The organism is Acidocella sp., assembly GCF_036489515.1.
Lineage (GTDB): Bacteria > Pseudomonadota > Alphaproteobacteria > Acetobacterales > Acetobacteraceae > Acidocella.
On sequence record NZ_DASXFO010000003.1, the window covers coordinates 1 to 13,923 of the forward strand.

Annotated in this window: 13 protein-coding genes and 1 pseudogene; 5 read left to right on the top strand and 9 right to left on the bottom strand. The window is 60.2% G+C overall.

Annotated elements, in window-relative coordinates:
- Nucleotides 1-195: 195 nt before the first annotated feature.
- Both VGG47_RS00230 and VGG47_RS00235 read right to left on the bottom strand, forming a co-directional pair.
- Nucleotides 196-480: a helix-turn-helix domain-containing protein gene (locus tag VGG47_RS00230; RefSeq protein ID WP_331534839.1), complete on the bottom strand. Its 285-nt coding sequence runs from the start codon at nt 478-480 to the stop codon at nt 196-198.
- Nucleotides 477-668: a type II toxin-antitoxin system RelE/ParE family toxin gene (locus VGG47_RS00235; protein WP_331534840.1), complete on the bottom strand. Its 192-nt coding sequence runs from the start codon at nt 666-668 to the stop codon at nt 477-479. The genes VGG47_RS00230 and VGG47_RS00235 overlap by 4 nt, the downstream gene beginning before the upstream one ends.
- Before the next feature lie 310 nt (nt 669-978).
- On the opposite strand from VGG47_RS00235, the gene VGG47_RS00240 reads away from it, so the two are divergent.
- Both VGG47_RS00240 and VGG47_RS00245 read left to right on the top strand, forming a co-directional pair.
- Nucleotides 979-1,302: a type II toxin-antitoxin system HigB family toxin gene (locus VGG47_RS00240; protein ID WP_331534841.1), complete on the top strand. Its 324-nt coding sequence runs from the start codon at nt 979-981 to the stop codon at nt 1,300-1,302.
- Nucleotides 1,295-1,666 carry a helix-turn-helix domain-containing protein gene (locus VGG47_RS00245; RefSeq protein WP_331534842.1) on the top strand — a complete coding sequence of 124 codons (372 nt, stop codon included), beginning with the start codon at nt 1,295-1,297 and terminating at the stop codon, nt 1,664-1,666. Before VGG47_RS00240 ends, VGG47_RS00245 begins: the two co-directional genes overlap by 8 nt.
- A 127-nt stretch (nt 1,667-1,793) precedes the next feature.
- Here the strand turns inward: VGG47_RS00245 and VGG47_RS00250 are convergent.
- A pseudogene (locus VGG47_RS00250) lies at nt 1,794-2,132 on the bottom strand (transposase); the annotation flags it as partial.
- A 556-nt stretch (nt 2,133-2,688) separates the two neighbouring features.
- Between VGG47_RS00250 and VGG47_RS00255 the strand changes: the two are divergent.
- Nucleotides 2,689-5,469 carry an autotransporter outer membrane beta-barrel domain-containing protein gene (locus VGG47_RS00255; protein ID WP_331534843.1) on the top strand — a complete coding sequence of 927 codons (2,781 nt, stop codon included), beginning with the start codon at nt 2,689-2,691 and terminating at the stop codon, nt 5,467-5,469.
- A 156-nt stretch (nt 5,470-5,625) separates the two neighbouring features.
- On the opposite strand, the gene VGG47_RS00260 is transcribed toward VGG47_RS00255, so the two are convergent.
- From VGG47_RS00260 to VGG47_RS00285, 6 genes are all read right to left on the bottom strand, one after another.
- Nucleotides 5,626-5,805: a hypothetical protein gene (locus tag VGG47_RS00260; RefSeq protein ID WP_331534844.1), complete on the bottom strand. Its 180-nt coding sequence runs from the start codon at nt 5,803-5,805 to the stop codon at nt 5,626-5,628.
- Nucleotides 5,802-6,014, bottom strand: coding sequence for a DNA-binding protein (locus VGG47_RS00265; RefSeq protein WP_331534845.1), 213 nt, complete (start codon nt 6,012-6,014; stop codon nt 5,802-5,804). The genes VGG47_RS00260 and VGG47_RS00265 overlap by 4 nt, the downstream gene beginning before the upstream one ends.
- 58 nt (nt 6,015-6,072) lie before the next feature.
- Entirely contained in the window at nt 6,073-6,417 is a 345-nt protein-coding gene (locus VGG47_RS00270) for a hypothetical protein (RefSeq protein ID WP_331534846.1), read from the bottom strand.
- A 5-nt stretch (nt 6,418-6,422) separates the two neighbouring features.
- A protein-coding gene (locus VGG47_RS00275) for an IS630 family transposase (RefSeq protein ID WP_331534847.1) occupies nt 6,423-7,492 on the bottom strand; the annotation gives its coding sequence in 2 pieces (ribosomal slippage) (nt 6,423-7,003 and nt 7,003-7,492; 1,071 coding nt in all).
- A gap of 244 nt (nt 7,493-7,736) precedes the next feature.
- The gene (locus tag VGG47_RS00280; protein WP_331534848.1) at nt 7,737-10,133 is read right to left on the bottom strand and encodes a GumC family protein; all 2,397 of its coding nucleotides are present in this window, start codon (nt 10,131-10,133) and stop codon (nt 7,737-7,739) included.
- An 11-nt stretch (nt 10,134-10,144) separates the two neighbouring features.
- The gene (locus VGG47_RS00285) at nt 10,145-11,152 is read right to left on the bottom strand and encodes a polysaccharide biosynthesis/export family protein (RefSeq protein WP_331534849.1); all 1,008 of its coding nucleotides are present in this window, start codon (nt 11,150-11,152) and stop codon (nt 10,145-10,147) included.
- Nucleotides 11,153-11,692: 540 nt separating this feature from the next.
- On the opposite strand from VGG47_RS00285, the gene VGG47_RS00290 reads away from it, so the two are divergent.
- Nucleotides 11,693-12,667 (top strand): glycosyltransferase family 4 protein, encoded by a 975-nt coding sequence (locus VGG47_RS00290; RefSeq protein ID WP_331534850.1) that lies wholly within the window; start codon nt 11,693-11,695, stop codon nt 12,665-12,667.
- Complete coding sequence (locus VGG47_RS00295; protein ID WP_331534851.1) at nt 12,664-13,815, top strand: glycosyltransferase; 1,152 nt, start codon at nt 12,664-12,666, stop codon at nt 13,813-13,815. Before VGG47_RS00290 ends, VGG47_RS00295 begins: the two co-directional genes overlap by 4 nt.
- Nucleotides 13,816-13,923 lie beyond the last annotated feature (108 nt).

Sequence of the window (13,923 nt, forward strand, 5' to 3'; positions counted from 1 at the left end):
TCGCTTGGACAACGCTAACGCGTTGCCCACATACCCACAGCCACAACAGCAGCAAGCAGCTTAATTTTTATGAAAGATGGAACGGCACCGACCCCACCTTAATCCCAGTCGGAAGTGGTCCTCACTACGGGGGCCAGCTCATTCCTCAGATCTAAGAAAGGCGGTGTTAGAATCGCTTTAATTGACTTTTACCAATTATGATAGTGTTGTGTTTTCCTGGGGAGTCACGCGCATTTCCACGTGAAGATCGGCTACTGCCAGCATATCCAAGCTAAAAAGCTCGATCTTGCCGCGCATAAGATCGGAAATCCGGGTCTGGGTGACGCCAAACGCCTTCGCCGCCTCGCTCTGGGTCAGCCCCCGGCGCGCGATATGGTCCTTGAGGGCCATCATCAGGGACGACCGCAGTTTCATATTTTCGGCCTGTGCGGGGGTATCCTCGATCGCGTCCCACACGCTCGAAAAACGATTGTTGGTCATAGCTTTAGCTCCTTCATCAATTCCTTGAAGCGACGCGTCGCCACTTCAAGGTCTCCTTTGCTGGTCTGCTGCGTCTTCTTCTGAAAGAAGTGCAGCACGTAAATCATGTCATCGAACTTCGCCACGTAGATCACCCGAAACGCATTCCTTATCTCTTTTCTCGTCCCAATCGTGATCTCATCCCTCATCTCTTTTTAAATCGCGGCTCTTTTGCCGGTCGTGGGGGGTGGAATCGGACGCTATCGGTGAAGCTGTTGGCCAATCGATATGTATTAAATTTGGCGGAAACCCTGCCCTTACCATTCGTAGCCAAAGCCTCAAAATCCTCGAGCCCTTATCGGCGATCCGGCGATATGCAAAGCCTAACCCACTGAAAAAACGGGGGAAGACGAGGTTTGTAGAAGTCTGCGAGTTTTGCAACACATTCTATACTGTCTCAGCGGCTGGGGTAAAAAGGGGGTGGGTTGATCCCAAATTGGGATCGCGCTACATAATGGCATGAGAATTATCGCCCGCAGGACCCTGATTGCCTATGTCGAAAGCCTCCAAGGTAACAAAGATCGAGCCGCGGTAAAGACTTCACTGGACGCCTGGTTCGCAGAAGCGAACAAAGCAAGCTGGGTGAATTCAGCGGAGGTGAAGCAATCCTACGCAACTGCGAGCATCGTCACTGCTTCTCGTGTTGTGTTCAATATCAAGGGAAATGACCATAGGCTCATTGTCGAAATCCATTACGCCAAGGGTCTTGTGTGGATTATCTGGATCGGGACGCACAAAGAGTACGATAATATTGATGCTGCTGGAGTAAAATATAATGGTTAATATCAAGCCAATTCACACTGAGGACGACTACAAAGAGGCTATGAAGACTCTTGCCACTCTCTGGGGATCTGCCGAAGGCAGTCCTGAGAGTGACCAGTTGGATATCCTTGCGACCCTCATTGAAAAATATGAGGAGGAGCACTTTCCGATGGATCTGCCAGACCCTGTTGATGCGATCTTGTTCCGAATGGATCAGCAGGGCCTATCTCGAAAGGATCTGGAGCCCATGCTAGGAACACGCAACCGGGTCTCTGAGGTGCTCAACCGCCGGCGTGGTATGTCCATCGAGATGATCCGAGCGCTGCACGACCGACTGCATATTCCAGCCGAGGTCTTGATCAAGCCATCAAAGATCTCTGCATAAAAGGGCAGCCGACCCATCAGCGGCTGGGGTATTCACTTGTGGTACAATATGCCGCTTCCGTAAGGCTTGATCGAGAGCTGGAACCCAGCGCTTTCGTCACCGCAGTTAGCGTTGAAAGGGTAGTGGCACAGCCGAAACGCGCGCCGGAGGCGATGACACGGTCGATCTCCTCAATCGCAATTTCCGGTTTTGTCAGCGTAGTCTGTTGATCCTTCGGCACACGGGCCCGCGCCATGCGCTCGGGATCGTCCGTCCAGGTCTCCGGCAGAAATAGTCGAAGCCCCACCATCACCGGCACCTCGCACGATGCGAGCGTCACCGAAACCAGAGACTGACAGTTGGCGGTCTTGCCAAGTGCCGAGGCGTATTGTGGCGCAACGCCGACCGAGTGGCGTCGCTTCTTCGGCAACGCCGTGTCATCGATGATCAACCATGCATCCTCGCCGCCAACCAACTTATTGGCTTCTGGAGGAGGCCATGGCACGCTTCGGCAAGCCGGAGATCTTCAACACCGACCACCGACCGCGATGGCCGCATGATATTTCGCAGCCAGGTTTTGGGTGCGACGCCGGTCGGGCTCCGCCCTCCCAGCCTCGCACCCAAAACCTGGCCCCCGCAACGAACGTAACCCGGCAGAAATCCACCTATCCTCCGCGGGGAACTGTTCAGACAACCGGGGCCAGCTCTAATTCTGCAGCAAAGCCATGCCGTGCTCCGGTCCATAGAAGCTGACGACGGATGCCTGGCTCTCCTTCATTATCGGTATGGTCGTCGAGCTGGCGTGAGGTCACCGCTTATGCAATCCAGCAGGCGGTATTTTCAAAAGCCAATCTGTCATTTAGTTAGCTGAACCGGTGGAACAATCAGGGTTCCCAAAACAGGCGGAACACATGGCATCTTTGCACGAACCAAACGGTAGGCTGCGGTCACGACATGCGGCACCGTTCGAGCTAGCTTTTGCTCTAGGTGTTTTCCTATGCAGTAGTTCCGTGTGCGCTGCCACACCGCCTGGCCAGGGTGGTATGACACAGGTTGGCCTGAATGGCGGTAACAGTGGCGATGGCGGCACCGATGGCATTGGCACTGCCGGGAGCGGCGGCAGCAATGGCGATGGGGGGGAGGGCGGTTCCAGCTCGGGGTCTCCCGTTGGCGGCAGTGGCGGTGGCGTGAGGTATGTCGCAGAAGGGACCAACTCCTTTGATGTGGTCGAAACCGGCGGCAACGGCAGCGCAGGCACCACTGCGGTTAGCAGTAGCACCATCAGCAGCGGCGGCGGTGGCGGCGGTGCCGCGGTTTTTGTGTCGACCGCAAACACCGAAGTGGCCAACGCGGGCACGCTGCAGGGTGGCAACGGCGGCAACGGCGGCTCGAGTGATTTCGGTGGCGGTGGCGGTGGCGGTGGCGGTGGCGACGGCATCATTTTTTCCAGTGGCGGCCTGTTTAACAATGCCGGTGGTGCTGTTGCCGGTGGCAATGGCGGCAATGGCGGCACCGGCCTCGGGCCTGGTCTTGGTGGTGGTGGCGGTGGTGGTGGTGCTGGTGTCGTCGGCGCAAACCTTACCATCTTCAACAGCGGCACTATCTCCGGCGGCAGCGGTGGCGCCGGCGACACACTCGAGGGCAGCCCGAGCGCAAATGGTGCCGCCATTCAATTTACCGGTGGGACCAACACGCTGATTCTGGAAAACGGTTCGGTGCTCATTGGCAATATTGAAATAGATGGCACCGGCAGCGTCTCCCTCGATCAATCGACCGCCCAGACCCTGAGCAACACCATCACCGGTGCCGGATCGGTGATCCAGGATGGTTCGGGCACGCTGACCTTGTCCGGCGCCAACACCTATTCTGGCGGCACGACGATTGAGGGCGGCAACACACTTAACGTTACCACCAGCACCGCGCTCGGCACGGGCGCCGTCACCTTCGAGGACGGGACACTGCAGGCAGGCGCGAACGGGCTCGACATTGCCAACGCCATGACCGTCGACAGCACCGGCACGATCGACAACAACGGCAACAGCACCACCCTGTCCGGTCCGATCGGGGGCACCGGCGCCCTAATTTTTACCGGTGCGGGCACAACCACCCTCGCCGGCAGCAACACCTATACCGGTGGCTCGACAATAGAAGGCGGCAGCACACTTAACGTTATCACCAATACCGCGCTCGGCACGGGCGCCGTCATCTTCGAGAACGGGACACTGCAGGTAGGCGTGAACGGGCTTAACATTGCCAACGCCATAACCGTCGACAGCACCGGCACGATCGACAACAACGGCAACAGCACCATCCTGTCCGGTCCGATCGCGGGCACCGGCAGCCTGGTCAAGCAGGGCAGTGGCTTGGCTATCCTGAACGGCAATTCTTCGGGTTTTGCGGGAACGACGACGATCGACGGCGGCACGCTTGAGGTGGGCGACGCCGCCGACCCCGGTGCGGTGCTGGGCGGCGACGTGGCGGTCAACGCCGGCGCGCAGCTGCGCGGCCACGGCACGATCGGCGGCAATGTCACCAATGACGGTGCGGTGTTCCCTGGCGGCACGATCGGCATTCTGACGGTTGATGGCAACTACACGCAAAACAGTGGCGGGACGCTGAACATCGAGATTACGCCGAACACGGTCGCCGGCACCGGCTACGACCAATTGCAGGTGACCGGCAGCGCGAACCTGGCCGGCACGCTCGCCGTGCAGGTCGACAGCGGCACCTACAGCGTCGGCAGCCAGTACGACATCCTGACCGCTTCCGGTGGCGTGACGGGCAAGTTCACGGCATACTCCTACACCCCGGCCTTCGCCGCCTATCTCACGCCGACGGTCAGCTATGGCGCGGACGACGTGACCCTGGAGCTGACGCCGACTCCGGCCTCGCAAAGCGCCGACCCATCGGCCGCCCTCGCTTTCGCGAGCGGGCGCATCTATGTGGCGAGCAACTTCGCGCAGGATGGCGCGCTGTTCGACGCGTTGAGTGCGCCCTTGAACGGGACGGAAGCGGCCGGCGACGGGACCGACCAGGGCTATTGGCTGCATGGCCTCGGCAGTTTCGGGCAGGCCAACGGCTACGACATCAACGCGCAGGGCTACGTGGTCGGCAAGGGATTTGGCGTCTCGCCCAACCTCGTGCTCGGCCTCGCGGTCTCCAACCTCTACACGGCGACGAATGGCGATGATTCCAGCGTCGACGGCACGTCCTTCGGGCTGCTGGGCTATGGCATCTATACCCGCGACCGGCTGACGGTCTCTGGCAGCGCCGGGGCCGGTCATCTGGCGGAGACTCTCAGCCGCGGTTTGCCAAGCCTTGGCGAGACGGCAACGGCCGCCAGCAACGGCGCCTACGAGGCGGCGGCGCTGCGGATGCAGTACGCCCTGCTCACCGGCCCGGGTTTCTTCGTGACGCCCTACGGATCGGCCGCCTACCTGCATACCAATCTGGGGAGCGCGACCGAGACGGGCGCCGGCATCCTGGACCTGCGCTACGACGCGATGACCACGAGCCTCGCCGAGCTGGGGGCGGGCGTGACGGCGGGCCTCGACCTGCCAGTGGCCTACGGCACGTTGACGCCTTGGGTCCAACTGGGCGGGGCGGGTACGCTCGGCAATCCCCATGTCCGGGATGTCGAGACCTTGGGAACCTTCACCGCCGGGGAAACCGCGCTCGCCGCACCAGTGGGCGCGTTCACGCCCGCGGTCGGCGTCGCGCTGACCGGGCACGGCCCCTGGCGTCTCGCCGCCATCTGGGGCGGGCAGTTCGGCAGCACCACCAGCGTAGAGAATTTTAATCTGGAGGGTAGATACGTCTGGTAGCATCCAGGGCCGCGGTGCTGTCGCACAATCACTGCGAAACACTGACCGAAGCAGCGTGGTGCATGATTCTTAATTGTTGGAACGAATATCACTGCCAGCGGCGCAGCTGCGCGTGTCGTTTGACCGCCTGAGGCGGAGTTGCCCAAATTGAGTGAATCACGCTCCTTTGGGCGTGCCTTCCGGGCTGATGGGCTCGGCTGTCATCGGCGGCTTGCCACCGTGCCGTACCGTAACCTTTTTAAAGGCCTCATCAGCCATGATTCCAAGGCTGTTCTGATCATCGGCCATTTCCAGAATGGCCGCAGCGAGGCGACTAGGTCTTTTCGTCGTCTTCATCGTCTATCTCCTGTATTGACCTCGTCACTGCGTACGTCCCCAGGCGTTCCAAGCCTCTGCAACAATGCTTTTGCCCGGGCTTTGGCCTGGGCCATGAAAGCAGGATCATCTCCCGCTAGTTCGGCGGCGGCCTCAAGGTAGCCCGCAATGTCCTCTTCGGTTTTGAGATAGTCCGCAGAATCGTAGCGGCTGAAAACTTCCTGGCTCATATCTCTCCCCTTCCACCGTTGGCAGGCCGACCGTTACCCCCGCTCACGTCCGAGACCGTTAGACGGTCTCCTCGATCTTACATAGGGTGCATGTCGTATCACCCTCCTGCCACTTCAGCGCCCCCTTTTTGACCAACGCCTTCAGATGAAACTCGATCTTGCTCTGGAACCAGCGCTCCCCATGCCGACGCAGATACGGCTTGATCTCGGCGATCGGCACCGCTTCCGGCCCGGTATCAAAGCTGGTCATCACCAGAGCTTCGAGAACCTCAAAGGTCGGGTGATGATAGCCGTACTTTTCGATGTACGGCGTTTCATAGGCCTCTCTCAGGGCCTCGTTCTTTGCCTCTTCCGGGGTAAGAGGGAACAGGTCCTCCCCATCCTCTAAGGCCTCTAATACCAATCCGCCTAAAGACTGACACATGCCCAATCGCGGCTACCGATTGAGTTGATGCGGTCTGGATCGGCGATGAACCAGTTCCATGCGGTTTTGCAGGCTTCCACGATATCGTCGTATGTGTCCCAGACCGTGGCGCAGAGCTTGTTCTGCCGAAGATAGTCCCAGACGTTCTCCATGGGGTTCAATTCGGGACTGTAGGGCGGCAGGGGCAGCAAGGTCATATTCGCGGGTATGTTCAAGAGCTCGCCCTTCTGATGCCAGCCTGCGCCATCGCAGATCAGCATGGCGTGGGCCCCCGGTGCCACTTGCGTGCTGATTTCGGCCAAGTGCAAGTTCATCATCTCGGTGTTTGCACCAGGCGTGATGATCGCAGCCCCAACGCCGCGCTGCGGACAGATCGCACCAAAGATGTAGGCGGAGTCATGGCGGTTATCGCGTACCATCAGCGGCCGTGAGCCACGTGGCGCCCAGATATAGGCGTGACCTCCCTTCTGACCGACCCTGGCCTCATCCTGGAACCAAATTTCTATCGGCGTGCCAGCCGCCGTGTCGATGAGTGCGGCGCGCACCAGACTGGCGAAGTTTTTTTAAAAGTCGCTTCCGCCGCAGCATCCTTCTTGGGATGCACGGGCCGCGGCTGCAATCGCGTCAGGCCGAGCTCACCCAGCCATTTGCCGATCGTGCTTTCATGCACCTCCACCGACCAGCGGCGCGCCACTTCCGCCTGCAGGTCCACGCACCGCCAACGCACCACCTTGTTGGTCGCCGGATCGGGCCCCTTGATCACCAATTCGCGCAGTTCGGCCATTTGTGGCGTTGTCAGATAGGGCTCACGGCCAGGGCTTTTGCGAGACTTCAGCCCCTCAATGCCAGCTTCGTTGTAACGATGTACCCAATCACGAAGGGTTTGCCGGTCCATGCCGTTCAACACCGCAGCCTCGCTCCGTGACCGGCCATCCAAAACCAGCGCCAACGCCAGCATGCGACGGACCTGCGCACCATCGGCGCATTTTGCCGACAGGGCCCGCAACTCTGCACCCGTATGATCCGGGCGTGTAATCGCTACTTTCGTCCCCATAACAGCCCCCCCTGATGCGAAGCTCCCCATCAGGGTATCGAATCGGAAATTCCCCGCCTTGGGAATCCCCCAGGGAGAGTCAGAAGCAAGGCGGGCTGGTATAAGCAGCCGCTTTTTGAAAAAAGCGGCGCAAAAACTTTTATTATGCTGGGCCCTGGGCGTTGTCGGTGACGCCGCCCAGGGCCCAGCATAACAAAGTTTTTTTGCTACTTTTTGTTCACAAAAAGTAGTCTCTTGCTTCTCCTTAAGACCGCTTCAACCAGCCGGCGATTTTCGGACCGCGCGCGGTCTCGGTCATGAAGTAAGCATCGCCCTCGCCCATCACCTGGCCTTCGACTTCATTGATGATGATGCCATGCGGCCGGTCCAGCGTTTCGACCAGTTCGTTATGAATGTTCAACGTCCGCTTCGGGGTATGCGACACGCTGACGACCGTCAGGATCAGATCCGCGAAGCTGCCGAAAATCATGCCATCCGAGACGGTCGGCAGCGGCGGGCTGTCGACGATGACATACTCGAACTGGCCGGACAGGCGGGCGAAGACCGGCGCCAGGGTCTTTTCGTTGAAATGCTGCTTACCGTGCAACGGCGCCGAGCCTGAGGCCAGAACCTTGAAATTTTCGTCCGGGCAGTCCTGGATCGGCAATTCGGCGTCGGTCTCCAGGCAGTCTGTCAGCCCGACTGTCGTTGGCAGCTTCAACACCTCATGCAGGCGGCTGAGATGCAGATCGCCATCCATCAACACGACCTTCTTGCCGTCATCCGCCAGGGTTTTCGCCAGGTTGACCGCGACGGTGGTCTTGCCGTCATCCTTGCTGGCGGAAATGATGAGGATCACCATCGTCTTCCCGGCCTTCGTGTTGCGGTAGATGCTGCGCCGCAGCAGGCGGAAGGATTCGGAGAACGGATTGCGCTGTTCCTGCCCGAATACGTTGGCCCCGATCTCGGATTTCAGCTGGCGCGGCACGGTGCCATAGACCGGCAGGCGGATCGACGAGCGGATCTGCTCTTCGCTCTCGTAACGGCCGGACATTGCGCGCTGACCGAACACTAGGCCGGCGCCAACCACCAGGCCGACCAGCGCGCCGAACACGATGGTGATCACCGCCCGCGGCGAGGTGACGAACAGCGGCGTGTTCGCCGGCGTAACAATGCGGGTGTTGATGATCGTCGCCGCCTTGGAGACTTGCGCCTGCTCCTCTTTCTCCATCAGCAGCACGTAGAGCTGGCCCAACACATCGGTGGAGCGCTTCAGCGAGATCACCCGCAGCGATTCCGCCGGCATCTGCTTAATCTCGCCCTGCAAGCGGTCGATGATCGTATTCAACCCGGCCAGGTTCTTGTCGGCGGCCGCGAGATCATTATGGACGATGGTGCTGATCGATTCTTCCATTCGCGCCACCTGCGCGTTCTGGATCTTCACCTCCTCCGCATAGGGCGTGTATTGCACGCGCAGCTGGTCCAGCTTGGTCTCGCCATCCGACAGGTCGCTGGTCAGGGTCGCCAGCACCGTGTCGTTCACCTGGCTGATCAGATACGGGTTCAACGGCCCGTTCCGATGGTGTAGCTCGTTGTCGAGCTGCTGCAGGGCTTCCTGCTGCAACTGCAGGGTCGTGCGCTGCGTCTCGTATTGCGCCAGTTGCGAGATCATCGACTGGGCATTCTCCGGCACATCGACGATGCCGGTCTGCGACTGGTAGTTGGCGAGATTTTTATCGGCATTGGCCAGCGCGGAGCTGACATTGGCGAGTTGCCCCGTCACGAAATTTTCGGTCGTCGAGGCGGACTCGGTCTTCCAGGAGAGCTGCGTAGCGATATAATCCTGCATCATCTGGTTGACGAAGGACTGGGCCTGGTAGGGGTTGTACCAGCGCAATTGCAGGAAGGCGATTTTGGTGGGCTGCGTCACCGAGCCGCCGGCCGACACGGTCAGGTCGCCGTCCAACAAACCCTCGGCCAGTGCCGCCGGCGAGGAGATTTTCAGATCATAGGCTTTGCCCGGTACGGGCGTGAAATTCGGTGACGCCCCCTCGATCAGCATCTGGCTGCCGTTACCCGAGGCCGGCTTGCCCAGCACGCCATGCAGCACCACCTGCGGCTTGGTGAACCAGCTGCCCCGCGACCACAGCGTGTAGTTGTTATCCTGGCCCAGCACGAGCCGATAAGCACCCGGCGTGGTGGCATAGAGCGCCTGCAGCGTGTCAGGCCCGGGCGCGAAGGCGCTGGTCTGGCCGCCGTGCAGGAAGCGCCAACGCCAATAGGTCATCGGCGGCGTCTCGGCCGGCGTGACCTGCGCGTTCAACCCGGTTTCCAGCACCGCGTGCTGCACCAGGGCCCCGGCTGTGATCAACTCAATCTGCGTGTTGACATCGCTTTGATTCGAATAGTCGGACAAGAAATTCAGGTCAGTGCCATTGCCCGAACTCGGCGGGACGCCGGCGCTGGCGTCGCCCAGATACATCGCGCCACGCGCGGTGAACTGCGGCGTCGCCAGCAGTACGTGAATAATGGCAAAGATCGTCGCGCCAATGACGAAGATACCGATGGTCCCGGCCCGGCGGCGCAGCAGCGAACGGACGTCGCCGAGATCAATGGTCTCAGTCGGTTGCGCGAAGGTCGTGGCCGGCAGAGTGGTCGCCATCACCGAACTCCTTAGTAGAGCACGCCAGTAGAAAGATATTTAATCGAGACGAACGGATTGAGAATGCTGTTGATCGTATTCAAGGACGGCAAGAGCAGGTTCATGACCTGGTTCCAAGACGCCAGGCCGTTCGCCGGCACGAACACGATATCCCCCGGCTGCAGCTGGAAAGGCAGTGCCTCGCCATCCACAATCTTGGCCGCATTGACAATGATGAAATTCGCGGTGTTGCCGTGCGACCGGATGATGTGAACCTGCCCGAGCTTGGAAGCAGAATAGTTCGTCAGATCCATATTCGCAACGCTGAGCGCCTGCAGCAAGGACAGCGACCCGGCCTGGAATGGCACCGCGCCCGGCTTGCCGACCGAGCCAAACACGAACGCATCCTCGGTGGAGGAAGGCGGAATGACAATGGTATCGCCGGAATCCAGCACAATGTTCTGGCTGAGATCGCCGTCGGCCAGCAAGGCGTGCAGGTCGACTGGCAGCTTATGCGTGCCCTTCGCCACATAGGCCTGGTACAGGTCGGCATTCGCCAGGTCCACGCTGCCCCCGAGCGACAGCGCATTCAGCAGATCCAGCGCATGGCCGGGATATTTCACCCCCGGGGAGCTGAATTCGCCCAGCAGATAGTAGCGCAGGCTTTGCGGGGCAACGAGCTGGACCGTAACGTTGGGGTTATTGATATAGGTCGAATAGGCATTCTGGATGCGCTCCTGTGCCTGGCCGATGGTCAGACCGCCGACATTGATATTGCCCACCAGCGGCAGACTGACCGTGCCGTCGCTGGTCACCATCACACCGCCATTGCCGGTCTGTGTGCCCAAACTAGGCGCCGACAATTCCGGGTGCAAATAGACCGAAACCGAAATCACGTCGCTCGCCCCCAGCTCGTAGGGACGGGTTTCGTTGTACTCGCCTGGCGTATGGGCGGGCGGCATCGGAATGGTTTGTGTCACATTCGAGACGACGGCGCTCGGTACGGTCGCCTCCACGGAAGGGATCGGATGCGACTGCATCGGCCCTTCGGCGCAAGCGCCCAGGACGGCACATAACGACACCGCCGCCAATTGTTTTTGGTAACGTTTTATTAACAGTGTAAAGAGTGTCTTCCCAGAACGAATATTATCCATTTTATTGCCTCGAACTGCTGCATCTCACCTTAGCTAACCATATCGCAGGTTTTGACGTTTAAATAAAGAAGACGCTTCACATTTCTGCGTTTAAACTTGATTGCCATACAGAAAATCTCATTAATAGGAAAAGCGCAACAACCTGAACAAGAGTTTCATTGCGTTGCCGGCATACAAAAAATCTGATATTCGACCAACATTCTCTTCAATCACAGAGACTTCGCGCTACATCTTAATTTCACCATGAGTTAGCTCAAGCCATCTCAGGGCCCTTGCCGCGCAACGCAAGCTCGCCACGCGCCAGGACCTGCCGCCGCCATCTGCCAGGAAAGGCTGACCAGTCTGGAACCGCTTTACATTAACGGCCGTTTTACCACACAAAACCTGTCCGGCGTACAACGTTTCGCTCAGGAGATAACCGCCGCCTTGCAGCGTGTCGCCCCGGACACACAGCTGGTGGTGCCCGCAGGCGGGGCTGCTTTGTATCATGGCGCCCAGGAGATCGGCCGTCTGCAAGGCCAAGCCTGGGAGCAATGGGACTTGCCGCGCGCCGCCGGCGACGGTTTTCTTGTCAACCTCGGCAACACCGCGCCACTGCTCGGTCGCCGGCAGCTGGTCGTGATCCATGATGCCGGCGTGTTCCGCACACCGGACGCCTATTCATGGAAATTCCGCACCTGGTACAAATTCATGCAGGCCTGGCTGGTGCGGCGAAAGGTCCCGGTCGTCGCCGTCTCTGAGTTTTCACGCCAGGAAATCATCCGCCACCTGCGCGTGCCCCCGGCGCAGGTCTCGGTCATGACCGAAGGCGCCGATCATGCGCTGCGCATCACGCCTGACGCGGGCATCCTGCAAAAACATGGTTTCCGGCATGGTGAATTTGTCCTGGCGGTCGGCACGCTGTCAGCACACAAGAATCTCCGGGCGCTCGACACGCTGGCGCGGCACCTGGCCTCGCGCAACATTCCGTTAGTCATCGTCGGCAACCTGGGCGGCCAGGCGTTTCAGACGAACGGAGCGGCCGGCTTGCCGCAACCGGCTCGCTATATCGGCCGCGTTACGGATGGCGAGCTCAAGGCCTTGTATGCAAGCGCCGGCTGCTTCGTCTTTCCCTCGCGCTATGAGGGGTTTGGGTTGCCCGCGGTCGAGGCAATGGCCTGCGGCTGTCCGGTCGTGGCCGCCGACATTCCAGCCTTGCGCGAGACCTGCGGCACGGCGGCACATTATAGCGATCCAACCCAAGAGGCGATCGCCGCCAAGGTGCTCGAAGTGCTCGACCATCCAGGCTTAAGCGCCCGGCTGCGCCAGGCCGGGCCCGCCCATACGCAAACCATGACCTGGGACCGCGCGGCCGCGATGCTCACCGCCATCATCACCCGCTATCGGCGGCCGGCGCCATGAAGGTCGCCATCGTTCACGAATGGCTGGAGCATTATGCTGGTTCCGAACGGGTGTTGGCGCAGCTGCTGAACTGTTATCCCGACGCCGATGTCTTCGCCGTGGTGGATTTTCTGCCCGCCGAGGAGCGCGACTTTCTCAACGGACGCAAGGTCACGACCAGCTTCATCCAAAACCTGCCTTTGGCACGCACCCGCTTCCGCAACTACCTGCAGTTGATGCCGCTGGCCGTCGAACAATTCGACCTGAGCTCGTATGATCTGGTGATCTCGAGCCACCATGCGGTGGCGAAGGGCGTGATCACGGGCCCCGACCAGGTGCATGTCAGTTACGTGCATTCGCCGATGCGTTATGCCTGGGATCTGCAGGCGCAATATCTGCGCGAGAGCGGCCTCGAACACGGGTTGAAAAGCTTGTATGTCCGCTGGTTGCTGCACCGGATCCGGATCTGGGACATCCGTTCCGCCAATGGCGTGGATGTGTTCGTGGCCAATTCCCGCTACATCGCCCGCCGCATCAAAAAAGCCTACCGGCGCGAGGCCGTCGTCGTCGCACCGCCCGTCGCACTGCAGGATTTCGTCCTCGGCCAGGGGAAGCGTGACGGCTTTCTCGTCGCCGCGCGCTTCGCGCCCTACAAGAGGGTCGAACTGATCATCGAGGCGTTCCGCCGCATGCCACAGCACCACCTCACCGTGGTGGGCACCGGCCCCAGCCAGGCGCTGGTGGCCAAGGCCGCGCACAATGCACCGAACATCACGCTACGGCCGCCAGCGCCGCCCGGCGAGCTGATCACGCTGATGCAAAGCGCCCGCGCGATGCTGTTCGCCGCCGAGGAGGATTTCGGCATCACCACCGTCGAGGCGCAGGCCTGCGGCACGCCCGTGATCGCCTTCAGCAAAGGCGGCACGCGGGATATCATCGTCGAGGGCGCGCAACCACAGACTGGCATTCTGTTCGACGCGCAGACGCCGGAAGCGATCATCGACGCGGTCGGCCGCTTCGAGGCCGTCGAAAGCCGGCTATCACCGGCTGCCTGCCGGCAGAACGCCTTGCGCTTCTCCGAGGAGACGTTCCGGCAGGCGATGCGGCGCGTGGTCGACACGGCCATGGCCCGGCAAGGGTGCCCCCGCTTTGTCGCTCGAACCGGATGACGTTAGAAAGTGGCCGCTTTTTAAAAAAAGCGGCGCAAAAACTTTTATTATGCTGGGCCATGGGCTGTGTCTGCGACAACGCCCATGGCCCAGCATTAATAAAGTTTT